Raw genomic sequence first — 21,496 nt, forward strand, 5'->3', positions numbered from 1 at the left:
TCTGTCTAACGGCGGTGCCGATGGCCCTTGGCCTTTGGCTTGACCGGCGTCACCAGAGTCCAGGGGCTACCCTGCCTCCAACCCCGGCGCACCCGGTCGTCAATCGTCGCCGTGCCGCCCACAGGCAGCGTGCCCGCCTGCGGAAGCACCGCTCCAAACACCTCCAGGGCAGTGGGCGACGCCGTCCCGCGAAGGCCGATCTCAAACCCCTGTCTATCCGCCGCCCCGGTCAGCGTGGCCGGTTCCCGCCCCCCCAGGTCGATGGCAACAGGTTGCAGCTCCGCGTGCTCGCCCGCGATCTTGGCCACCAGGTCACTCTTCACATAGATCGTTTTGCCCAAAGCCAGTTTGGCGTCCTTCACGACAAACGATCCAGCCAGCTCGCCCGCCTGAGGCATGGTCGCCGAGCCGTCCAGCACTCCGCTGAGCGTCAGATCCCGCGGTACCCGCGTGCTTGCCACATGCAGCCCGGCCAGCAGGGTCGAGGCCGGTACAGCCTTCACCTTCAGCTCCCCGGAGGCAGTGGCGACCTGCCGCAGATCCGGCAGGTCGCCGGTTAAAACCACCCCGCCGGTCTTATCCGCGGTCGGCCAATTGCAACGTATCCCTTGCAACGAGTGCATCATCTTTGTTGCCGTCGCCGAGCAGCGCACATCCACGTCCAGCGAGTGGTCCGGCACAAAGTCCGACCGCCGCAGCCCGGTCAACTGCACCCGGGTGCTAGCCACGTGCTCGCCCACCGTTCCGCGAGCGCTGGCCGTCAAGGTCATCTCGCCACGCATTCCCAGGTCGCGTCCCAGCGCGATCAGGCTCACCGACCCCAGCGGCACCGCGCTCCACTCCGCCGTCAGGTTTACCGGCACGCCCGCCCTGGTGGCCGCGCGTCCCAGCGTGCCCTCCACCCGCAACACGCCGGTGTCGGAGACGCTGGTATCCGTGCGCGCCGGGTGAGCCTCCAGCCGCAGTTGCCAGTGCTCCGGCTCCGAGAGCCACAGCGCGAACTCCGCCTCGGTCAGGGCAAAGGGCACCTTCTCGTCGCCCTGCTTCAGGTTCACACGGGCGTCAGTCGCCTCGATGTACGGAAACCGTTGCGTCTGCCCGGCACCCTTCTGGGCGGTGGGGGCCACGGGCATCCGCGACGCCTGCAACAGGATGCTCTCGAGGTTCCAGCGGCCATCCGGCAGGTGGACCAGGTTGACGCTCGGCTCGGTCAGCGAGATGGTCGAGAACTCCACATGCCGCCGCCACAGCGAGCTGATGCGCAGCGTCGCCCGCACGGTGTTGGCGCGGATGACCGGCTCGGTGCCGAAGGCTGGGTCTTCCGTCACTACAAAATTATTCAGGGTAAAGCCGGGCAGCGGCAGCACGTTCAGCGTCACCGAATCGAGGTGCACAGGCCGCCCCAGGCTGGCGCTGATGCTGGTCGAGATCTGCCGCCGGTAGCGGCTCACGTTCACCAGCGGGGGCAGCACCACCATCAGACCCAGCGCCACCAGGATGGAGAGCACGACGATGATCCGGCGCAGCCAAGTGCCGTCGCCCAGCAGGTCCTCGGGAACCTGGGCCTCGTGCTGCTCCGCATATGCGTACGGTTCAGCCGGGGTCGGCTCCGCCGCTACTTCGTGGCGATTCATCTCCTGCATTGCTCACACACCTTACCGGATCAGATGCAGTGTTCGCTTCCACCGCGTCTCGTCGAAGATATGCAGCATCGTGTGCCCGAAGAATCCGACCCGCTCCCCAACCGTCTGTTTGTCGATCTGGTCCGCCGGAGTCTCGAACGACCAGTACACGAAGAGCGGCCGTCCCACGATATTTTCACGCGGCACGAAGCCCCAGTAGCGCCCGTCGAGGCTGTGGGTGCGGTTGTCGCCCATGGCGAAGACGCGCCCCGGCGGCACCACGATATCGTCGCCCTGCACATAGTTCGGCATGTCCACCGACCAGCTCTCGGTCGCGCCCTGGTCGGGCGAGGCGGGGATGGAGGGGAAGTCGTCGCGGAAGGGCGTGTAGGCGTCCTGCGGGTCGGAGTCGTCCTGCACCTGCCGGGCCTGCGGCTCGTTCTGGGCGACGCCGTTCAGGTACACGACGCCGTGGCGCAGGTGGATGTGATCGCCGGGAATCCCGATGGCGCGCTTGACCAGGAAGAGGTCCGGCTCACCCGGCTTCAGAAAGACGATGATGTCGCCGCGCTTGATGTCGCGGTAGTGCATGAACTTGGCCCACTTGGTCTCGGGGGCCAGGGTCACCCGGTCGACCAGCACGTGGTCGCCGATGAGCAGCGTATCCATCATCGACCCGGAGGGGATCTCGAAGTTCTGGAAGACGAACGACATGGCGAAGAGGCCCATCGCCAGGATGGTGCAGATGGACGCGATCGACTCCAGCAGGGTTTCGGTCTCTGCCGGTTGCTCGGCTGCGGTCTCCTCCGGCTCGTTTACCGGCAACTTTGTCTCTAAACCATCCACGCGCCTGTCTCCACTCTGTTGCTCGTCCAAGTGTACCCTTCCCGGGGATGTTGCAAAATCCAGGCCGAAGAACAAAGCGTAACGAGGATAAAAAGGAAAAAGGGGATAAGAGCGGAGCTTGGAGATTTTTGCTGTTACGCGAAGCGTCCAGGACCGCACGAAATGCCGCCCGCCCGGCGCGAGGGCGCAGTTGCCGTTGCCTGTTCTTTTGGTTGTCATTCAGGAGCGAAGCGGAGGAATCTGCTTCTGTTTTTGCAGTTGTTCTTGCCGTTGCTTCTGGGGTAGGTTCGGGCTGATAGGTCCGGGTTTTAACCCGGACGCAATTAGGGCTTTAGCCCCCGAGGTATGCTTTCTTCTCTTCACCCCGAACATTTAGGCACGGCTAAAGCCGCGCCCTGAACAGACTCAACGCACGATCCGAAACATCCGATCCCAGCGAGCGACACCCCGGCTCTTATCCGGCTGGTCGCGGCTCCGCTCCCGCAGGGAGAAATAAATAACGATCGGCTTACCCACCACAGCCGAGCGCGGCACCAGCCCCCAGTAGCGGCTGTCCTCGCTGTTGTTGCGGTTGTCGCCCATCACAAAGTAGCTATCGGGAGGCACCGTCAGCTCGCCGTCCCGCACCAGCGTCCGCATCCGTATCCACCAGTCCGAGTTGACCGCCGGGTTGGCGTTCTGGAGCCTCGGAAAGTTATCTCGGTAGGCATCCGGCCCGGTCTCCCGGTAGACCGCGTAGCTCTCTGCGAGTGGCTTGCCGTTGATGTAAACCTGCCCATCGCGCAGGTGCAGCCGGTCGCCCGGCATCCCGATCACCCGCTTCACCAGATGCACATTCGCATCCAGCGGGAAGTGGAAGACCACCACGTCTCGCCGCGAGATGGTGTTCGGCGGCAGCAGCCACCCGGCAGAGCCGCCGATGGCCTCGCGGTCCACCAGCAGGAAATCCCCCACCAGCAGCGTCGGCTCCATGCTCTCGGAGGGGATGCGGAAGGGCTGCACCGTGAACGTCATCACAAACAGCGCGACGATGAGGATGTACAGCAGCGACTGCACGACGGGCAGCACGCCCTCCGGCTGCTGATGACGGTGATGCGTCGCCCCATGCTGGACCGGCTGGCCCTCCCCTGCAATGGGAGCCTCCATCATCGACCGGCTCCGGCCGCGTCTTTCTTTTGCAGCTTCTCAAACGCCAGCCGCGCGGCTTCCTTCTGCGCCTCTTTTTTGCTGGGCCCCTCGGCCTCGGCCAGCGCCTCGTCCATGCCGTCCGCCCTCACCTCTACCCGGAAGACCAGCCGGTGCGCCGGGCCGGACTCCTTCAGCAGGCGATAGCGCGGCTGACCCATCCCCGCACCCTGCAGATACTCCTGCAACGCGGACTTGTGATCGCCCACCGCGCCGCTGAAACGGTCGCCCCGCACCAGCGATTCCGCCAGCCGGGGCGCGGCGTTCTCGACGACGGCCTCTTCCACGAAGCGCCGCGCAACCTCAATCCCGCCATCAAGATACAAAGCCGCGATCACCGCTTCGACGGCGTTCGAGAAGATCACTGCATTGTTGCGTCCGTCATTGGCCTCGAGGGTCCGTCCCAGCCGTAGCCAGTTGCCAATTTCAAGGCGTTTGCCTACCTCGCCCAGGTGCTTGCGGCTGACGACCGAGGCTCGCATCCGGGTCAGCTCACCCTCGCGCGAGCCGGGAAACCGGCGGCAGAGCGACTCAGCCACCAGCAGGCCCAGCACGGCGTCGCCGACGAACTCGAGCTGCTCGTTATCCCGGCCGGGATCGGCCAGGCTGGCCAGTGTGCCGGGATCGGTGGCTTCGGGGTTTCGTGGATCATGCCCTTCTAAATCATAGACATAGGATCGGTGCGTCAGCGCCAGCTCCAGCAGCTCGGGGCGTGCGAAATGGTGCCCCAGCACCGATTCCACCTCGGCCAACGCAGGAGCAGATACTTTCGTGGACGATTTCGTCCGGCGCTTCGTCATCGTTTTACTTTACCGGATGCACTTTGTCAGGGCGCTTTTGCCGTTGTTTCTGGGGTAGGTCCGGGCTAAAGCCCGCATCTGTGGCAAGTTTTAATGTCGGGGCTAAAGCCTCGACCTACCCCTAGAAGCAACAACGCTACTGCTTCGGCGTTGTAGGCGGCAGTGCCGGAACAGGCTTATCCAGCTCCGGATGCTCCCGGCTGTACTCTTCTTTCTCCGCCTTGCCGCTGGGGTCGATCGGCTCCTCTTCCACATGCTCCGTCTTGGGCAGCACAAAGGGCGACTTCAGCCCGTGCTCGGCGGCCTCCTTCGCATCCGGAGCGACCGGCTGGCCCTCCACGGCGGCGATGGCCGCGCGATACTCACGGACAGCCTTGGGCCGATCCGGCTGCGTATCGTACAGGCGGCCAATATAGATGTGCGCCCAGGCGACCGTGTGCGGATTCTTCGAGCTGGCCAGCACCTCCCCGAAGGTCTTCAGCGAATCCTCCGGCTCGCCCTGCATCAACTGCACCCGAGCCAGCACATACTTGGCCTCCGCATGGTCCTGGCGGGGGTCGTCCAGCGCCTTCATGGCGATATCCTTAGCTCCGTCCACGTCGCCGTCGAGCATCTTCTTCTCGGCCAGCATCAGGCCGGTAGGCACACGCGGAGCCCGCCGCACCACCTCGTGCGAGGTCTCGGGCAGGAAGGCGATCTGCGACGCATGGTGCGCCTCGCGGCCCACGTCCATGCCGTAGACCATGTCGCCGATATCTTCCTTCAGGCCCACGGAGTCGTGCTCCATCGCGACCAGCTTGTTGTAGAAGTACTCGACCAGGATCCAACCCTGCCGCATGTCCAGGTCGATCTGCCGCTGCCGGGTCTGTTCGGCCCGGCGCTCGTAGGCGGAGACCGACTCGTCGAAGGCCGCGTCCACGCGCCCCTTCGGTCCAGCAGGGCGCACCGGCTTGGCCTCGCCCACGTCCATCGTCCGGGCCTCGATGGCCTTGATGAGGCACTCGGTCACCAGCGCCACCACGTCCGACTTGTAGGTAAAGTCCAGCGGAGCCTGCTGCACGGGCTTAAGCAGCGGCACCAGCCGCTCCATGGAGGCGGTGCGGGCGTAGACCAGCGGCTCGATCACGTAGTGCAGGTACAGGTGCCGGATCTCGTCCATGCGTAGCGTGCCCGCCGAGTTCGGCGAGCTGACGATGGCGTAGTCGCTGGCGTAGATGCGGGCGTTAGGGGCGTTGGGCGAGAGCATCGGCTCGATCAGCACCATGAAGCGCCGCCCGTCGTAGCCGCTGGGCGGAACCCGCAGGTAGATATTGGTGCCCAGGATCATGCGGGTCACCGGATCGTGCACCTGGTCCACGATCGCGTTGTACTCCGGCCGGTGCCGCTGCCAGATGCCGATCAGGCCGACGTCCTTTACAAAGGTGCGCAGCAACGGCAGGATGTTGACGACCTGCAAGGCGTCGGGCGACATATCCAGCTCGTCGGCGGTGGTCTCGAGCGCCGGGGGTGCGTTCAGGTAGAGCGCCAGCGAGACGTACTGCGCCAGGTCGCGGGAGTGGTCGTTCAGTTGATGGTCTTGAATGTACAGGCACAGAGCCTTGCGGCTGGCCTGGGCCTCGGGAGACGCGGCGATAGTTGCCTTAATCTCCTCCCGCACCGCCTGCCGGACGGGGTTCGAGCCAATCAGGTCGGAGTCGTAGCCGCAGGCGTTCAGGGTGGCGGCTACGTCGAAGAGCGGCTCGCTGGTCTCGAGCGTTACGGCTGCGCCCGAGGCCTCGGGCTGGGCGATTCGGCCCGGAGCCTTACCGGCGGGAACCGCGCCCTTGCTGGTGGAGGCTGGAGCCTGTTCCGGCGCGCTGCCCGAAGAGGAAGAAGAACTCTGCGCCCCGGCCACGGAGACCGCTGCCAGCACCAATACGCCAAAACCGGACCACTTCCAGAACCATCGCTGCATCATCAACCCATGGGAGCCACGCCACTCGTTCGACGCACAACCTCCAGCATAAGAGAGCGTCTGGCCCCCTGCAACCTGGCGATTCCCAATTTGGCTCAAGGGAATCTCGGAATCGGGCAGATTTGTCGCCCGATTGCTCATGCTTCTCGCGTCTCGACCGATTAAACGGCGCTGCCGAAGCTAACCCCGGCAGAGTGTTTGCGGGCGGGCACAGGCGGCCTCCACGCGGCTCCGCGACGAAGTTAACGGGGTATGGCAGAGGCGAATCGAGCGATGAAGGGGGGATGGTGGCTATTGGCCCTGCTGCTGGCCTGTCTGACGACGCGCGCCCAGACTTCTCTCCAGCCCCTGCCCCCGGCGACCACCGACGAGGTGCTGCTCTCGATGGCGGCGCAGGCCGCCGTGATCTTCGCGGGACACGTCATCTCCATCGACCGGGCCGACGCGGCAGGGTACGTCGACGTGCAGTTCCGCATCGACGAGGCCGTGCGCGGCTGCCCCCGGACGGGCTTCTACATCCTGCGCGAGTGGGCGGGGCTGTGGACCGGCGGCGTGGAGCGGTACAAGGTCGGCCAGCGCCTGCTGATGCTGCTCCACGCCCGTGGTCCCAGCGGTCTTAGCTCGCCGGTGAACGGTCTTGACGGGGCTATCGCGCTGCTGCCGGGCGGTGTCGCTCCGCTGGCGCGCGGCACCGGCAAGGCTCCGGCCGATACCGCTACCCAGACCCCGGAGCCGCTGGTCGATCTGCGCTGGGTGAGCGCCAGGACCCTACGGGCGACAGTGAATACCGGCGGAGGTTTGCAGCCTTTCGAACCTATCGGCGCGGCGGAGACGGTGCAGGCGAGGTCGTCCACAGTTGTGGAAAACGCGGTGGATAAAGCGTGGGTCGGCCCGGTCAAGCCCATTGCGAGGTCGTCGCTGGCAGTTGGAACGGGAGCGGCTCCGGACGCGGTCAGCTACTCGTCCGTAATGAGTCTGCTGAACGCCGGAGGGGGCGGTGGGCCGGTGCTGAAGCCGCCGGTGCGCCCCAGTGGGAAGCCCCTTGAGAATCGTTAGCCAAAGTTCCTCACGGAGCGCAGGCGCTGGCCGGGCGCGGCTGGTCCTGCGCCTGCTCTGCGGACTCGCGTTGCTGATCTATAGTGCGCTGGCCTCTGCGAGCGGCCCTCGCTACGTCACCGGCCCGCCGTACTTTACCGGGGCCGCTGGGGTGGCCGTCGTGTGGTCCACCATGACGCCGCTCTACTACACCGACCCCGGCGACCTGAGCGCGAGCGTGAACCACCAGGCCGCAGACGCCCTGGTGGCCGCCGCCGCCGCCGTCTGGAACCTGCCGGTGGCCAGGATCACACTGGCCCAGGGCGGAGTGTTGAACGAGGATGTGAGCGGGGCCAACGTGTACCTGGGCGGCACGGGCATGGTCTACCCGGACGATGTGGCCGGCACTAACTTCGCCGCCGTGCCCATCGCCGTCATCTACGATGCGGACGGCGCGGTGACTGACACGCTGCTCGGCGGCGGAGCCAGCGACCCCAGCTCCTGCCGCCAGAACGCGGTGACCGAGAGCGTGGACCGCTTCGACCCGGCGGGGTACATCCAGCACGCGGTGCTGGTGCTGAACGGCCTCTGCACCGGCCCCGCGCCCGAGCAGCAGCAACAGATGCAGTATCAGTTGATGCGCGCCTTTGGCCGCGTCCTCGGCCTGGCCTGGTCGCAGACTAACGACAACGTCTTCACGGGAACGCCCGCCTCCACGTATCAGCAGGCGCAGAACTGGCCCATCCTGCACCCCCTAGACATACTGTGCGGCAGCTACAGCTATCAGTGCCTGCCGCAGCCGTTCACGCTGCGCCCTGACGATATTGCCTCGCTGGCCACGCTCTATCCGGTAGTGAGTCCGGCTCCTCCGGGCAAGCAGGTGAGCCTGACCCAGGCCAACTCGGCCTCAGGCGTGCTGCAGTTCCCCACGGGAGAGGGCATGGCCGGGGTGAACATGGTCTTCACCCGGCTCAACAAGAACGCCGCTACGCCCGAGCCCTGGCAGACCGCGTCCGCGGTGACGGGCACATACTTCCGCCGTATACAGGCGACGCCGGTAGCGGCGCAGGGCACCGCGGTCGACGACAGCCAGGGAGGCTTCGACAAGACGACGGAGGGAAGCTACTTTGTGGGCTATCTGCCGGTCAACGCGGGGGACAACTACGACACGCAGGTGATCTCCTCGGAGCCGGTGAACCCGCTCTACACGGGCAGCTACGCGGTAGGCCCTTACGTTGCGGGGGGAGTACTCCCGTCGGGGTCGCCGATGTCGAACCGCACTACCGTCTATGCCAATACCACGGCCAAGCTCACGACAGTGATTCCGGATGCGTCGTCGCAGTGCGGCAACGGGGCCGACGGCACCCTCTCCGCGCCCGCACCGGCTGACGTCTCCGGCTGGTGGAACGGCCTGCTCTGCGCCTACGGCCACTTTGCGTGGACCTCGCTGAATGTGCAGCCGGGCCGCAGCTTCACCATGGAGGTGACGGCGCTCGACGAGCAGGGCAACGCTACCTCGGCCAAGGCGATGCCGGTGATCGGCGCGTGGGCTGCGAGCGATTCGCTGACGGCGCTGCCCACGCTGGGCGCAGCGACCACGCCTTTCAATGGGTTGGTGAACGGGATGACCACGTTGACGGTCGCGTCCGGCTCGGCAACGTCTATCCGCCTGGTCGTAGCGGATCAGCGAGGCGACGGCCGCCCCGACTTCGCCTACCAGGCGCGCCTCTTCTACGCGGATAGCTTGGCTCCGGCGACGGTCGGGACCGCGGGCGGAGACACCCTCACCATCACCGGAATGGGCTTCCGCGCGGGCAACATCGTGCAGGTGAACGGGGTCGAGGCCACGCCCATCAGCGCCAGCTCCAACAATCTGGTCGTGGCGGTGCCCTCCCTGTCCGCCGCCTTCGCGCGCAGCGGCACGGCGGTCGATGTCACCGTCTCCGACCTGACCACCGGCGCGACCAGCACCCTGCCCGCCGCGCTGACCTACAGCAACACGGCCAGCCAGCCCAACGTGATGAAGCTGCTGACCGCGCAGGTGGGCACAAGTTTTTCCGGCCAGGCGGCCAGCGTCCCTTTCGCCGTGCAGATCCTCAAGCCCGACGGTGTAACGCCGGTGGTGAGCGAGCCGGTGACCTTCTCGGGCAGCGTCGCCGGCCAGCCCAGCGCCTTGCAGTGCGGAGCCTGTAGCCGGGCGACCTGCGTGGTGATGAGCGATGCGACCGGCGTAGCCTCCACCGCCGTAATCCCGCTGTCTGCCGGAGCCGTGACCCTCCAGGCCACGGACAAGACGGTCACGCTACAGTCGACCTTTACCGCGATTGCTCCGGCGGGCTCCGTACAGGTGGTCAGCGCGCCCTCGGGCAGCGTCTATGCTGGCCGAACCGCTGCCGCGGCCTTCACGGTGAAGCTGCTGGCCACGGACGGGCGCACGCCGATGGCTGGAAGGCAGATTACCTTCTCGGCCACTACCGGCGTGGTCAGCTTCAATGCCTGCTCCGCATCCACCTGCGTGGTTACCACGGACGCGAACGGTCTGGCCTCCACCGGCGTCACGCCCTCCACGGCTGGCCCCGTCACTCTGCTGGCGACCGATGGCTTAGTCTCCCAGACGGCCTCCTTCACTGCTCTCGATAACACCCCGGTGCTCAAGATCCTCGCGGCTCCTGTGGCCAGCGGCTATATCAACTCCGGCCTGGGAGGCTTTACCGTGGGCCTGTATCAGGCCGATGGCATCACGCCTATCGCGCAGCAGCAGATCGTGTTCACCTCCACCTCGACCGCCGATGGAACCCTGCAAGGAGCCATATTCACGCAGTGCGGTACGAACCCCTGCATCGTGACAACCAATAATCAGGGGCAGGCGGCAGCAGGGCAGGTCTACCTTACGCAGATCGGCACGTATACGATCCAGGCAGCATACGGCACCGCCGTGCAGTCGTTTGGCGAGACGGTTCTGGCCGCGCCCCGGATACTGCGCCTTATCTCGGCCCCCACGGGCAACCAGCCGATCGGCCAGGTCTCGCCGACGCTATTCAAAGTCCAGTCTCTGCAATCTAACGGTGTTACGCCGTATATCATCCAGGTGACGCTGACCGGTATTCCGGGCCAGGTGAGCTTTGGCGCGTGCGCCTTTCCCAGTTGCATCCTCACAGCCGATGCCAACGGGTATGTCAGCTCGACGGTGACGCCGCTGGTGCCCGGTCCCATCGCCCTGCAAGCCGAGGAGTTGCAGCTTGTGGTCACAGCGGAGATGAACGGCGTCGCGAGCACGGACATCATGCAGTTGGTCAGTGCGCCGACAGGCACCCTTTACGCGGGCCAAGCCGTCACGACGCCCTTTGCTGTCCAGGTGATCGGCGCGGGGCAGAGCACGCCTACTCCCGGCAAAGTTATAACTTTTTCGGTAGCAAGCGGGACGGGGACGTTCTCGGCCTGCGGCCTCTCCACCTGTACGCTGGTGACGGACGCGACCGGAACCGCATCGAGCCTGTTTACGCCGCTCTCGACAGGGGCCGTCACGCTGCTGGCTGCCGATGGCACGGTCACGCAGAGAGCAAGCTTTACGGTGTCGAGCACGCAGGACGTCCTGCGACTGGTGAGTGCTCCCAACGGGAGCATCTATGTGGGCGACGTGGCGGCGGTGCCCTTTGCGGCGCGGCTGCTGCTCTACGACGGGGTAACTCCAGATGCGGGCAAGAATGTAACTTTGTCGGTTACAAGAGGTTCGGCCATGCTGGGCTGCGGTGCCGCAAGCTGCGTCGTGACGTCGGATGCGAGCGGTAATGTGTCGACGACGATCACTCCGCTGGCGGTTGGATCCATCACTCTCCTCGCCTCCAGCGGACCGCTGACCCAGACGGCCTCGCTTACCGCCGTGGCCAAGCCGGATATCGTCCATGTGGTCAGCGTGCCGTCGGGCTTGAACTACTCCGGGGTCCTCTCCGCAACGCCCTTTGCGGTGCAGGTGTTGGCTGGAGATGGAGTTACTCCGACCGCGGGAAGGAATGTAACATTTTCAATTACAAATGGCTCGGGCGTCTTCTTCGCCTGCGGACAGCCCACCTGCACGCTGGCGACGGACGCGGCGGGAATGGCCTCGAGCCTGATTACGCCGACTTCGACCGGCACCCTCTCTCTGCTGGCCGCCGATGGTGCGGTCACCCAGAGTGCCAGCTTTGTGGTGGTGAGTGCGCCGGATGTTCTGAGTCTGGTCAGTACTCCCAGCGGCGGCGCCTACGTGGGCGACGTGGCGGCGGTGCCTTTTGCGGTTCGGCTCTCGCTCTATGGAGGGGTGGCCCCTGACCCGGGTAAGAGTGTAATTGTATCGGTTACAGGAGGATCGGCCACGCTGGGCTGCGGTGCTGCAAGCTGCGTCGTGACAACGGATGCGGGCGGCAATGTATCGCTGACGGTCAAGCCGTTGGCGGCTGGCACCGTTACGCTCCTGGCCTCCAGCGGCAGCCTGTCCCAGACGGCTTCGTTTATCGCCGTGGAGAAGCCGGAGTCGCTGCAACCGGTGAGCGTGCCGTCGGGATCGAGCTACATCGGGACCGCCTTCGTGACGCCGTTTGCGGTACAGGTGCTGGCTGGAGACGGCGTGACGCCGGTCGCTGGAAGAAACGTAACGTTTACTGTTACGAGTGGATTGGGGCGCTTGTCAGCCTGCGCCGCAGATTCCTGCAACGTGGTGAGCGATGTCGACGGAATTGCCTCGGTCGTCATTACTCCTCTGGCGGAGGGCACGGTTGTGCTGCAGGCAGCGGACGGAGCCGCGGTGCAGGAGGCGACGGTGACCGGCATCGCCGATACCGAAGCCCTGATCGCGAGCGTGCCGCAGCTCTTCATGGCCGAGGGCGCGGTGGTGCCGTGGACGCTTGCGGCCGCTGCGATCCTGAACGGATCGCCGGGCGCGGGCATCCCGGTAAGCTGGACCGGTTCGAGCGGGCTGTCGGTGTCGGGTGCCCAGTCGTTGACCGACGCCACCGGCCTCAGTACTATCTCGGCAGTCGCCGGACCGCTGGCTGCGGGCCTCTCCGCGAGTGCGCAGGCGTGCGCCTGGGGTATGGTCTGCGCCAGCTTCCAGGCCGTGTCGGTCTCTGCATCGGAGTGGAGGGTGGTTGTCGTCAGCGGCGCGGGACAGGTAGTTACGGGCGGCGCATTGCAGCCCGTGGTGGCCCGCGTGATTGATGGCGCAGGACATAGCATCGCCGGTGCGCCGATGACGATCCACGAGACGGTGACCGAGCAGACGATGGCTTGCCCCACACAGGGCCGTTGCCCGGCGGCTCCGGTGCTGGCCTCGAAGACCCTGTCCGCGGTGACCGATGTTAGTGGACAGGTGACGATCACTCCGCCAACCGTGGACGGAGCGTCCACCGCGACGAACGTGACGATCTCCGCCGGTACGCAGGGCTTTGCCACGGCTGTGCTGCTGCGTTCACCGTAAAGGCATGTCCTGCCGGACGGATCGCCTGCGCGGCGGGCGGGCGTTTGCACGCCTTTTTAAAGCTTCGCGTGGTCCTCCCGTTGGTCGGAAGAAAGATTCTCGTCGCTTGGTGTCCAAGTGCCATCAGTACAATTGGGGCAGAAGACAACCAGGGGGAGAGCGCATGGCATCGGCACAGATGGCAGGGGTAGGCGGGCGAGTCCGGAAGCGTGTGGTGGTCATCGGAGGCGGCTTCGGCGGAATCCACGCCGCGCTTGGTTTAGCTAAATTGCCGGTGGATATCACCCTGGTCGATCGCCGTAACCACCATGTCTTTCAGCCGTTGCTCTACCAGGTTGCGCTGGCGGTGCTCTCGCCCGGCGACATCGCGCAGCCTATCCGCTCCATCATGCGCGATCACAAGAACGTCGGCGTCCTGATGGACGAAGCCGTGGGCTTCAACACCGCAGCTAACGAGGTCCACCTCAAGACCGGCTCGGTTCTCGAGTACGACTACCTGGTGGTGGCTACCGGCTCTACGCACTCCTACTTTGGCCGAGACGACTGGGCGGCGCTGGCTCCGGGACTCAAGACGCTTGAGGACGCGACTGAGATACGGAGGAGGGTATTGCTGGCTTTTGAGCTGGCCGAGCGCCAGATGCTCGAGACGGGGAGCCATCCCCCGTTGAACTTCGTCATCATCGGCGGCGGGCCTACGGGCGTCGAGTTGGCGGGAGCCATCTCGGATATCGCCCGGCTCTACATGACCAAGGACTTTCGGCACATCGATACAAAGTCAGCGCAGGTACTGATCCTTGAAGGCTCGCCGAACCTGCTGACCGCGTACCCGCCGGACCTGCGGCAGAAGGCGCTGGAGCAACTGAACGCGCTTGGAGTCACGGTGCGCACGGGCGCGCATGTGACGGAGGTGCAGCCGGGTTACGTGATGGTCGGGCAGGAGCGAATCGACTCGGTGGTGACGCTATGGGCTGCGGGCGTGCAGGCCTCGCCGCTGGGCAAGCTGCTGGGCGCGGAGACGGACAAGCGCGGCGCGGTGCTGGTCGATCAGTACCTCAATCCCAAGGGGATGGAGAACGTCTTCATCTGCGGCGATCTGGCGCACTTCGAGCAGGACGGCAAGCAGGTTCCCGGCGTGGCGCAGCCGGCGATGCAGATGGGCGATTACGTGGCCAAGCGCATCGGCGGGCTGCTGGCGGGCAAGCCGTCGCCGCAGGGCTTTCGCTACTTCGACAAGGGCGACATGGCGACGATCGGGCGCGCTGCCGCGGTGGCGAAGATCGAGTGGCCGTTCAAGGCGCACTGGAGCGGGTTTATGGCTTGGCTGGTGTGGCTCGTCGTCCACATCTTCTTTTTGATCGGCTTCCGCAATCGGTTTGCGGTCTTTCGCCAGTGGGCCTGGACGTACCTGACGTTCAACGATGGGGTGCGTCTGATTACCGGGTCGCAGGTGCTGCCGGGGTGGGAGACGCCGGAGCATGAGGCGGGTGATCGGCCCGCGCAGGCGATGGATCTGGGATCACCTAAAACAAACTAGTAGGCAAAAAACACGCGAAGCGTCGAGAACCGCACGAAGTGCCGCCCGCCCGGCGCAAGGGCGCTGTTGTTGTTGCTTTTATCGTCCATGCGAAGGATCATCCGAGGCGGCAACATTCAGGTCTAGAAACAACTTCTTATCCTCGGCATAGCAGTTGCCGTCCGCGCCATAGGTCTGGGCGCAGGCCCGCGTAATGCTCTTGCGGCGCGGCGATTGCGCATACTGCCACGCGACGATATCCGGCGTGCCGCTGCTGCTCAACGCCGGTGGATGAGTGACTACGCACCCCGGCGCGGGCGGACAGGCGTCCTGCGCGACCCACAGCGAGATCGGGTGCAGATGGCGTGCGGCGATCTTCTCGCGGATATCCTGCGCGGAGGTGATGGTACCGGGTCCGGGATCGTCGAGCACGGGCTGGCCGCTGACATAAGCGCCGGGCTTGTAAGTCGATAGGGCGACGGCCTCGGTCCAGCCAAAGAGGTAGCCCGCCTGATCCGGGTCCATACGGCCGCCTTCTTCCTGATCGAGAAAGAGGATGGTGCCGTTGGGAAAACCTTCGCTGCGCGCGGCCGCAATGGCCCTGGCGGCGTCTGCTCGGCCCAGCTCTTCGGGCTTGCGGTGAGACGCTTGAATCTCCGCTTGCAGCCGTCCGTTGAACAGCACCAGGAAGCCGAAGCCCGCGGCGATCAACTGCCTGCGGTGGCCGAGCCAGGTGTTCTGCTTCGCGCCCGGCGGCGTGTTCAGCCAGTAGCCCGCGAAGGCGAACTGCCGATGCAGCGCTGGCAGCGCGGCGTCTCCGGGGTAGTCGTTGCGGTCGAAGCCCACGAAGCGCGGCGGCGTGGCGGCGGCGAGGGGCTGGAGCAGCGCGGCGGCGATCAGGGCGAGGCAGGGAAGACGCATGGGGTAGAGGCTACGAGACTGGAAGCGATTCCGCAACTGAGACAACAGCTTAAAAGCGTCCTCACGCCGGACGGGCGGCACTTCGTGCGGTTCTCGACGCTGCGCGTGTTTCCTGCCTTAATCACCTCTTCAAACTATTCCTTATCGGCCATCAAATCTTCTACTTGGACTCTGCCCAGCCATAGGCGGAAGGTAATCATCAGAGGCTTTGAACGATGGCTACCGCAGTCGAAACTCCCGCCGCACTCAACAGAACCAAACCCTCCGAACCCAGCAAGCTCGATCCCAAGACCCTCTTCTTCCTTGGCTTGCTGCTCGCGGCCAGTGGCCTAGTCTCGCCGCCGATTGCGCTGGTCGGCGGCATCACCTTCGGCCTCACGCTCGACCACCCCTTCCACCGCGAGTCCAGCAAGCTCTCGAAGCTGCTGCTGCAAATTTCTGTGGTTGCGATGGGCTTTGGGATGAACCTCGCGCAGGTCGTCCACGCCGGGCGCTCGGGCTTCCTCTACACGGCCATCAGCATCACCGGCGCAATGGTGCTGGGCCTCGTGGTGGGCAAGCTTCTCCAGGTCGCGGGCAAGTCTTCGTTCCTCATCACGGCGGGCACCGCCATCTGCGGCGGCTCGGCCATCGCGGCGGTCGCGCCGATCACCGAGGCGAGCGAGGAAGAGATCAGCGTCGCCATGGGCACCGTCTTTCTGCTGAACTCGATCGCGCTGCTGATCTTCCCGGCGATCGGCTGGGCGCTGCACCTGAACCAGAACCAGTTCGGCCTGTGGTGCGCGCTGGCCATTCACGACACCAGCTCGGTGGTGGGTGCGGCGGCGAGGTACGGCAACCAGGCGCTGGCCATCGGCACCACGGTCAAGCTGGCTCGCGCGCTGTGGATCGTGCCGGTCTCGCTGCTGACGGCGGCCTACATGAGCCGCAAGAGCACCTCGGGCAAGAAGGCCAAGGTGAAGATTCCGTGGTTCATCTTCCTGTTCGTCGTGGCTTCGGTGGCGAACACGTATCTGCCGCAGTTCGCGGCGGGGTCCGCGAGCCTGAACCACCTGGGCCGGACGGGGTTGACGGCGACGCTGTTCCTGATTGGGACGGGGCTGTCGAAGAAGACGTTGCAGCAGGTGGGGGTGAGGCCGCTGGTGCAGGGGGTTGTGCTGTGGATCGTGGTGGCGACAGCATCGCTGGCGGCGATCTACTACGGAGTTATCTCCATTTGAAGTACCCTCGTTGGTCGAAAACAAAAAGTTAGTTTCCGACCAACGGGAGGACCACGCGAAGCCCAGTACCGCACGAAGTGCCGCCCGCCCGGCGTTAGGGCGCTCTTAAATCATTTAGCGCCACGCCCTGTAGCCCGTGGAGCCAGATCCTCGGCTCGCTCCAGCACAAAGCGGTGAAACGCTCCAGCGAGGCCGGTGGGATCGGGCCCGGCGACGGTGGCTATGGAGAACATCCTCCCCAGCTCTACCCCGCGCACGCGGACCAGCCGCAGGGTGCCGAGCGCGAGCTGATTGCGCACCGCCCAGCGGGAGACGAAGGCGATCCCCAGCCCCGCTTCGACCGCGCTCAGTAGACCTTCGGTGGAGTCGAAGGTCATGCCGAGGTTGAGGTTCTTGATCTTCAGCCCGGCGTTCTCGAGCGCCGTCTCGACGATGCGGCGGGAGCCGGAGCCAAGCTCCCGCGTGACCAGGGTCGCGGTCGCTAGATCGGACACTGATATCTCCTCTCCGGCCCACTCGTGCCCCGCCGGAGCCACGCAGACCATGTGGTCTTCCATAAAATCATCCACGCGGACGTCGCGCCGCATGGCTGGGCCTTCGATGAGGGCGACCTGCACCTGGTGGTCCATCAGGGCTTCGAGCATGGCCTGGGTGTTGCCGCCGATGACGCCGATCTCGACCCGTGGATTCTCCTTGAGGAAGCCCGCGATGAGACGCGGCAGCAGGTACTGGCCGATGGTCTGGGAGGCCCCGACGGTGAGCCGTCCGGCGTTGCCCCCGGTGGTGGCGGCCACGGCCTCGCGTGCCTCTTCCGCAAGGCCAGCCAGCCGCTCGGCGAAGGGGTGCAGGGCCTCTCCCGATGGGGTGAGCGTGACCCGGCCACCGGAGCGGTCGAAGAGCGCCACGGCCAGCTCGGCCTCGAGCGCCTTGATCTGCTGGGTGACCGCGGGCTGGGTGAGGAATAGCTCCTCCGCGGCCTGGCGGAAGTTGAGGTGGCGGGCGACCGCGCGGAAGACACGGAGGCGAAAGTTTTCCATGCAGAGAGGTTACACGGCTGGAGTCTGCGGGCGGTTGTGCTTGCGCCAGATGGCCTTGGGGCGGCTGCGCCAACGCTCATCGAGGGCGACCAGCCTCCAGTCCACACGCGGCGAAAGGTAGCGGAGAACGGTCTCGGTAGCAGGGTGGATGCGCAGCGCCGGGGCCACGAGGTAGAGGTGCGGCGACTCCTTGGCGAGCATGACTCCGCCGAAGTAGCCGTGGCGCTGGAACTCGCCGAGGCCGGTGAAGTGATCGGCGGTCTGGAGGTGATGCCAGCGCACGCGGACCCAGTAGTCGAGCCCTTGCAACGCAAGGTGAAGGTCCTCGTCGGCCTTCAGCTCGATGACGGCTAGGCGGCCATCACGCGAGACCGAGAGCAGGTCGAGCATCCCTCGATCCGAGGCGGCGAAGGCGGGCACCTGCGTGTAGACGTGGGCGGGGTCGAGGTGCGGCTCGATGAGCGTGACATCCCGCCGGAGGACGCTCTCGAGCCAGCGCTCGGGCTGCATTCGGTAGAGCGGGTCGCGCTTGTCGCCGGTGGCGGTGCGGCGCTCGAAGAGCCGCGTCACCAGTTCGCGGAGGTCGGCTTCGGTGTCGGCGGTCAGCTCGACCGCGTTGGCCCCGGCCCCGAAGGTGAGCTGCTCGACGCGGTTGAACGACTCAGCCGAAGCCCCCACGCGGACGCGGGCGAACTCGAGGCCGTGGAGCAGAAAGGCCATCTCGCCGCCGGTGCGGACGCGCTGTTCGACCACGGACCGCATGGCCTCGGGCACCAGCGCCAGCACGCGTGCGGCAGCTTCGGCGAAGCGTTCGTGGGCGGCGGCAAGGTTCGGAGCGTGGATGAGGCGGGTCTTCAGGTTGCCGTGGTCGGCGGCCTCGCGCGGCTCCATCTCCTCGCCGCGCTCGTCCAGCTCCCACAGCTCGCAGGGCGCGGCCTCAGCGTTGATCCACGCCAGCCGCGAGAGCGTCAGCGTGCCCATGCCGCGCGGAACCACAAGCTTGAGACCAGCCACGACGCGGCGGCCATCGCCGCTCTCACGGCAGGCGTGCAGCCAGAGCAGCCCCAGCGTCAGGATGCCGTCGACGGTCGTCTGGGTCTCTTCGCGGTTGACCGCGATCACTGCCCAGGCCTGTTGCCCGCGCACCAGCAGGCCGCGCGCGTAGGCCGGGCCGAAGCTCTTTTCAAGGTCCATCGCGGTGCGAAAGGCATCGGCGCGGCAGTCGGGAAACTGGCGGAAGAGGGCGCGTTCGAGGACTTTCAGGAAGCGGATACGGGTGGCTTCGCGGGTGCTGGGAGTGCGGCGGTCGAGGTCGGCGGCGATCTCGAGCAACTGGGTGCGAACGTGGCCGAAGCGGTGCGTCGTCAGCCGCAGCACCTTGCTGCGCACCACCGCCGCGCTCACCCGCCGGACGAGGTTGCCCTCCTCGCCCCAGAACTGCACGGTACAGCGGCCATGCTCAGTGGAGAGGCTGTACTTCGCCCTGCGCATGTCGAAGAGCACCTTGCCGTCCTCGAGGACGACGGCGGCGGGCGACTCGGCCAGGAAGGCCTCAAGCGCTGCCGCGATCTGTTGAGGCGTCTGCTCCGGCTCTGCCGCTGCCTTCATTCTCGAGCTACCACCCCTCGCGTTGGAGCAGCCCGGTGATGTGCGCCAGATGATGGCGCGAGTGCCAGGCGTAGAGCAGCGTGACCTGCTCGACAGTCTGGCGGCGACCGCTCTCAGGATGCAGGAAGCCGCGCTGCCACTGGCTCTCGTCGCCCGCGATGGCCGTCAGCATCATGACCCAGCGGGCGTGCAGGCTCTCAGTCAGGTCCAGAGACCACGCGGCTGGGGCCTTGGCATCGGCCAGGTTGGCCCACGCGGTCTGGTTGTAGGGCTTGATCGTCGGCCAGTCCTCAGTCAGAGCGAGACGCACGCGGATGAAGGCGTTCATGTGGCTGTCGGCGATGTGATGCACCAGTTGCCGGACGGTCCAGCCGCCCTCGCGATAAGGGGTGTCGAGCTGGTGGTCATCCAGTCCTGCAACGGCGGCGCGAAGCTGCGCGGGCAGCTCGGCCAATGTGGCGATGGCGCTGAGGCGGGTCTCTTCGAGGATGGTCTCAGGCGGGAAAAACTTTCCAATCGGGAAGCGCAACGACTCGTTCATAGCCTCAAGCTAGCACACCGTGGAGGCACAATTTGTAACTGGAAACATTCTGTCCTGCCGGACGGGCCTCCTGCGCGGAGGGCGGGCGTTTGCCCGCCTTTTTAGAGCTTCGCATGGTCCTCCCGTTGGTCGGAAGAAAGATTCTTGCGGCTTATGAACGGAAGGGGTAGCTGCTGGCGGCGACCAGCTCGGGCTCTGGCTCAGGCTGCGCAGAGCGTGTCTCGAAGAACGCCTCCACGGCGTCGAGCACCGAGTCGCCGTTCTTCGCCTCGAAGATCTGCTTACGCAGCGTGGAGCCGCCGGGAATCCCGTGGGTGAACCAGCTCGCAAACTGCTTCATCTTGCCGATGGCCTCGCGCAGGGCGGACTCGCGGTTGCGTTGCAGCCGTTTGTCCTCGTCCGAAAGCTCGACGCCGGGAACCCCGGTGATGACCGGGTGCTCCTCCAACTCGTGGAGCAACATTCCGAAGTAGGCCCGGATCATCCGGTAGCGATCCTGGTCGGTGGGCTTGTCGTAGCGGCCCGTGGCGGTGTACTGCGCGATCTGGCGGAAGATCCACGGATTCGCGGGCGCAGCGCGGCCGATCATCACGGCGTCGCAGCCGGTGGTGTGGACCATCGAGACCGCGTCCTCGGGCGTCAGGATGTCGCCGTTGCCGATGACGGGAATCTTCACAGCATCCTTCACCGCGCCGATGTACTCCCAGCGCGCCTGCCCGGAGTAGCCGTCCTCGCGCGTCCGCGCGTGCAGCGCCACGGCGTTCAGGCCGCAGTCCTCGGCCAGCTTGGCCAGCTCCACGCAGACGATGTTGGCGTCGTTCCACCCCAGCCGGAACTTCACGGTGAAGGGAATCGTAACGGCGGCGCGAATCTGCTTGAAGAGCACCTCGATCAGCGGCAGGTCGCGCAGCAGGCCCGAGCCGCCATTGCACGAGACGACGCGCTTGGCCGGGCAGCCCAGATTCAGGTCCACGATATCGAAGCCCGCGTCCTGGCAGATGCGCGCCGAGTCGGCGAGCGTATCGGGCTTGGACCCGAAGAGCTGGGCGCTGATGGGGTGCTCGTCGTCGTAGTAGGTCAGGTAGCGCTTGCGCTTGGTCTCGCGCATCCGCGAGAGGCCGTCGGCCGAGGTGAACTCGGTCATAATCAGCCCGCAGCCGGACTGCTCGTTCGAGGTTACGGCATCAACGTTGGCGTCGCTGGCGTCTGGAGTAAACTTGCTCGCGTTCTTGATGAAGCGGCGGAAGACCGTATCGGTGACCCCGGCCATGGGGGCCAGCACCGTCGCGGGCGCGATGCGCACGTTGCCGATGGAGAACGTTGCAGGCACGCGGGTGTGCGTCGGCATGGCGTGTTCGGCCGGATTGTCCCAGTGCTTCTGCATGGTCTTCTCTAAAAGAATTTTTACAGTGAAAAGGCCCCCGCGGGCAGCGGGAGCCTCTTCGGTTGAGTTGCCCTTGTATTACCTGGTTCCAGCCGTTACTTGGTTTCGGCGGCAGCGGCTGCCTTGGCGGCATCCGACTGGGCGAACTTGCGGCGGAAGCGGTCCACGCGACCGGCGGTGTCGATCAGCTTCTGCTTACCGGTGAAGAAGGGGTGGCAAGCGGAGCAGATTTCAAGGACGATGTCGCCCTTGTGGGTCGAGCGGGTCTGGAAGACCGAACCACAGGCGCACTTGACGTTGATTTCGTTATAAGACGGGTGAATCCCTGCCTTTGGCATGATGCGTATCCTTTTGATTGCAGTGGCCGGCTTGCGGATC

Annotated in this window: 15 protein-coding genes; 4 read left to right on the plus strand and 11 right to left on the minus strand. The window is 65.6% G+C overall.

Annotated elements, in window-relative coordinates; all coding sequences use genetic code 11:
- Positions 1-5: 5 nt before the first annotated feature.
- From FTO74_RS01980 to FTO74_RS02000, 5 genes are all read right to left on the minus strand, one after another.
- Positions 6-1,634: an AsmA family protein gene (locus FTO74_RS01980; protein WP_162536639.1), complete on the minus strand. Its 1,629-nt coding sequence runs from the start codon at positions 1,632-1,634 to the stop codon at positions 6-8.
- Between the two features lie 21 nt (positions 1,635-1,655).
- The gene (gene lepB, locus FTO74_RS01985; RefSeq protein ID WP_255462605.1) at positions 1,656-2,447 is read right to left on the minus strand and encodes a signal peptidase I; all 792 of its coding nucleotides are present in this window, start codon (positions 2,445-2,447) and stop codon (positions 1,656-1,658) included.
- A 426-nt stretch (positions 2,448-2,873) separates the two neighbouring features.
- Positions 2,874-3,617, minus strand: a complete 744-nt coding sequence (gene lepB / locus FTO74_RS01990; RefSeq protein WP_162536641.1) for a signal peptidase I — start codon at positions 3,615-3,617, stop codon at positions 2,874-2,876.
- Positions 3,614-4,453: a ribonuclease III gene (rnc, locus tag FTO74_RS01995; protein WP_162536642.1), complete on the minus strand. Its 840-nt coding sequence runs from the start codon at positions 4,451-4,453 to the stop codon at positions 3,614-3,616. The genes lepB (FTO74_RS01990) and rnc overlap by 4 nt, the downstream gene beginning before the upstream one ends.
- Positions 4,454-4,589: 136 nt before the next feature.
- Positions 4,590-6,410 carry a hypothetical protein gene (locus tag FTO74_RS02000; protein WP_181955719.1) on the minus strand — a complete coding sequence of 607 codons (1,821 nt, stop codon included), beginning with the start codon at positions 6,408-6,410 and terminating at the stop codon, positions 4,590-4,592.
- A 270-nt stretch (positions 6,411-6,680) separates the two neighbouring features.
- On the opposite strand from FTO74_RS02000, the gene FTO74_RS02005 reads away from it, so the two are divergent.
- The 3 genes from FTO74_RS02005 (at position 6,681) to FTO74_RS02015 (ending at position 14,428) form a co-directional block, all read left to right on the plus strand.
- Positions 6,681-7,463 (plus strand): hypothetical protein, encoded by a 783-nt coding sequence (locus tag FTO74_RS02005; RefSeq protein WP_162536643.1) that lies wholly within the window; start codon positions 6,681-6,683, stop codon positions 7,461-7,463.
- Positions 7,450-12,894 carry an IPT/TIG domain-containing protein gene (locus tag FTO74_RS02010; RefSeq protein WP_162536644.1) on the plus strand — a complete coding sequence of 1,815 codons (5,445 nt, stop codon included), beginning with the start codon at positions 7,450-7,452 and terminating at the stop codon, positions 12,892-12,894. The genes FTO74_RS02005 and FTO74_RS02010 overlap by 14 nt, the downstream gene beginning before the upstream one ends.
- A gap of 163 nt (positions 12,895-13,057) precedes the next feature.
- Positions 13,058-14,428, plus strand: coding sequence for an NAD(P)/FAD-dependent oxidoreductase (locus FTO74_RS02015; protein WP_255462449.1), 1,371 nt, complete (start codon positions 13,058-13,060; stop codon positions 14,426-14,428).
- A 78-nt stretch (positions 14,429-14,506) separates the two neighbouring features.
- Here FTO74_RS02015 and FTO74_RS02020 read toward each other — a convergent pair whose 3' ends face one another.
- The gene (locus FTO74_RS02020; RefSeq protein ID WP_162536645.1) at positions 14,507-15,328 is read right to left on the minus strand and encodes a glycoside hydrolase domain-containing protein; all 822 of its coding nucleotides are present in this window, start codon (positions 15,326-15,328) and stop codon (positions 14,507-14,509) included.
- 215 nt (positions 15,329-15,543) lie between these two features.
- Here FTO74_RS02020 and FTO74_RS02025 point away from each other — a divergent pair, with 215 nt between their 5' ends.
- Complete coding sequence (locus FTO74_RS02025) at positions 15,544-16,548, plus strand: putative sulfate exporter family transporter (protein ID WP_162536646.1); 1,005 nt, start codon at positions 15,544-15,546, stop codon at positions 16,546-16,548.
- Between the two features lie 110 nt (positions 16,549-16,658).
- Here FTO74_RS02025 and FTO74_RS02030 read toward each other — a convergent pair whose 3' ends face one another.
- From FTO74_RS02030 to rpmE, 5 genes are all read right to left on the minus strand, one after another.
- Positions 16,659-17,585, minus strand: coding sequence for a LysR family transcriptional regulator (locus FTO74_RS02030; RefSeq protein WP_162536647.1), 927 nt, complete (start codon positions 17,583-17,585; stop codon positions 16,659-16,661).
- A gap of 9 nt (positions 17,586-17,594) precedes the next feature.
- Positions 17,595-19,193 (minus strand): hypothetical protein, encoded by a 1,599-nt coding sequence (locus tag FTO74_RS02035; RefSeq protein WP_162536648.1) that lies wholly within the window; start codon positions 19,191-19,193, stop codon positions 17,595-17,597.
- Positions 19,194-19,200: 7 nt separating this feature from the next.
- Positions 19,201-19,734 (minus strand): YfiT family bacillithiol transferase, encoded by a 534-nt coding sequence (locus tag FTO74_RS02040; RefSeq protein ID WP_162536649.1) that lies wholly within the window; start codon positions 19,732-19,734, stop codon positions 19,201-19,203.
- Positions 19,735-19,885: 151 nt separating this feature from the next.
- Positions 19,886-21,118 (minus strand): tRNA-dihydrouridine synthase, encoded by a 1,233-nt coding sequence (locus FTO74_RS02045; RefSeq protein ID WP_162536650.1) that lies wholly within the window; start codon positions 21,116-21,118, stop codon positions 19,886-19,888.
- A gap of 95 nt (positions 21,119-21,213) precedes the next feature.
- Positions 21,214-21,456, minus strand: coding sequence for a 50S ribosomal protein L31 (rpmE, locus tag FTO74_RS02050; protein WP_162536651.1), 243 nt, complete (start codon positions 21,454-21,456; stop codon positions 21,214-21,216).
- Positions 21,457-21,496 lie beyond the last annotated feature (40 nt).

Source organism: Granulicella sp. WH15 (assembly GCF_009914315.1).
Taxonomy (GTDB): Bacteria; Acidobacteriota; Terriglobia; order Terriglobales; family Acidobacteriaceae; genus Edaphobacter.

Coding starts and splice junctions, on each gene's coding strand:
- FTO74_RS01980 (WP_162536639.1), bottom strand. CDS start 1,634: ATGAATCGCCACGAAGTAGCGGCGGAGCCGACCCCGGCTGAACCGTAC.
- lepB (WP_162536641.1), bottom strand. CDS start 3,617: ATGATGGAGGCTCCCATTGCAGGGGAGGGCCAGCCGGTCCAGCATGGG.
- rnc (WP_162536642.1), bottom strand. CDS start 4,453: ATGACGAAGCGCCGGACGAAATCGTCCACGAAAGTATCTGCTCCTGCG.
- FTO74_RS02000 (WP_181955719.1), bottom strand. CDS start 6,410: ATGATGCAGCGATGGTTCTGGAAGTGGTCCGGTTTTGGCGTATTGGTG.
- FTO74_RS02005 (WP_162536643.1), top strand. CDS start 6,681: ATGAAGGGGGGATGGTGGCTATTGGCCCTGCTGCTGGCCTGTCTGACG.
- FTO74_RS02015 (WP_255462449.1), top strand. CDS start 13,058: ATGGCATCGGCACAGATGGCAGGGGTAGGCGGGCGAGTCCGGAAGCGT.
- FTO74_RS02020 (WP_162536645.1), bottom strand. CDS start 15,328: ATGCGTCTTCCCTGCCTCGCCCTGATCGCCGCCGCGCTGCTCCAGCCC.
- FTO74_RS02025 (WP_162536646.1), top strand. CDS start 15,544: ATGGCTACCGCAGTCGAAACTCCCGCCGCACTCAACAGAACCAAACCC.
- FTO74_RS02030 (WP_162536647.1), bottom strand. CDS start 17,585: ATGGAAAACTTTCGCCTCCGTGTCTTCCGCGCGGTCGCCCGCCACCTC.
- FTO74_RS02035 (WP_162536648.1), bottom strand. CDS start 19,193: ATGAAGGCAGCGGCAGAGCCGGAGCAGACGCCTCAACAGATCGCGGCA.
- FTO74_RS02040 (WP_162536649.1), bottom strand. CDS start 19,734: ATGAACGAGTCGTTGCGCTTCCCGATTGGAAAGTTTTTCCCGCCTGAG.
- FTO74_RS02045 (WP_162536650.1), bottom strand. CDS start 21,118: ATGCAGAAGCACTGGGACAATCCGGCCGAACACGCCATGCCGACGCAC.
- rpmE (WP_162536651.1), bottom strand. CDS start 21,456: ATGCCAAAGGCAGGGATTCACCCGTCTTATAACGAAATCAACGTCAAG.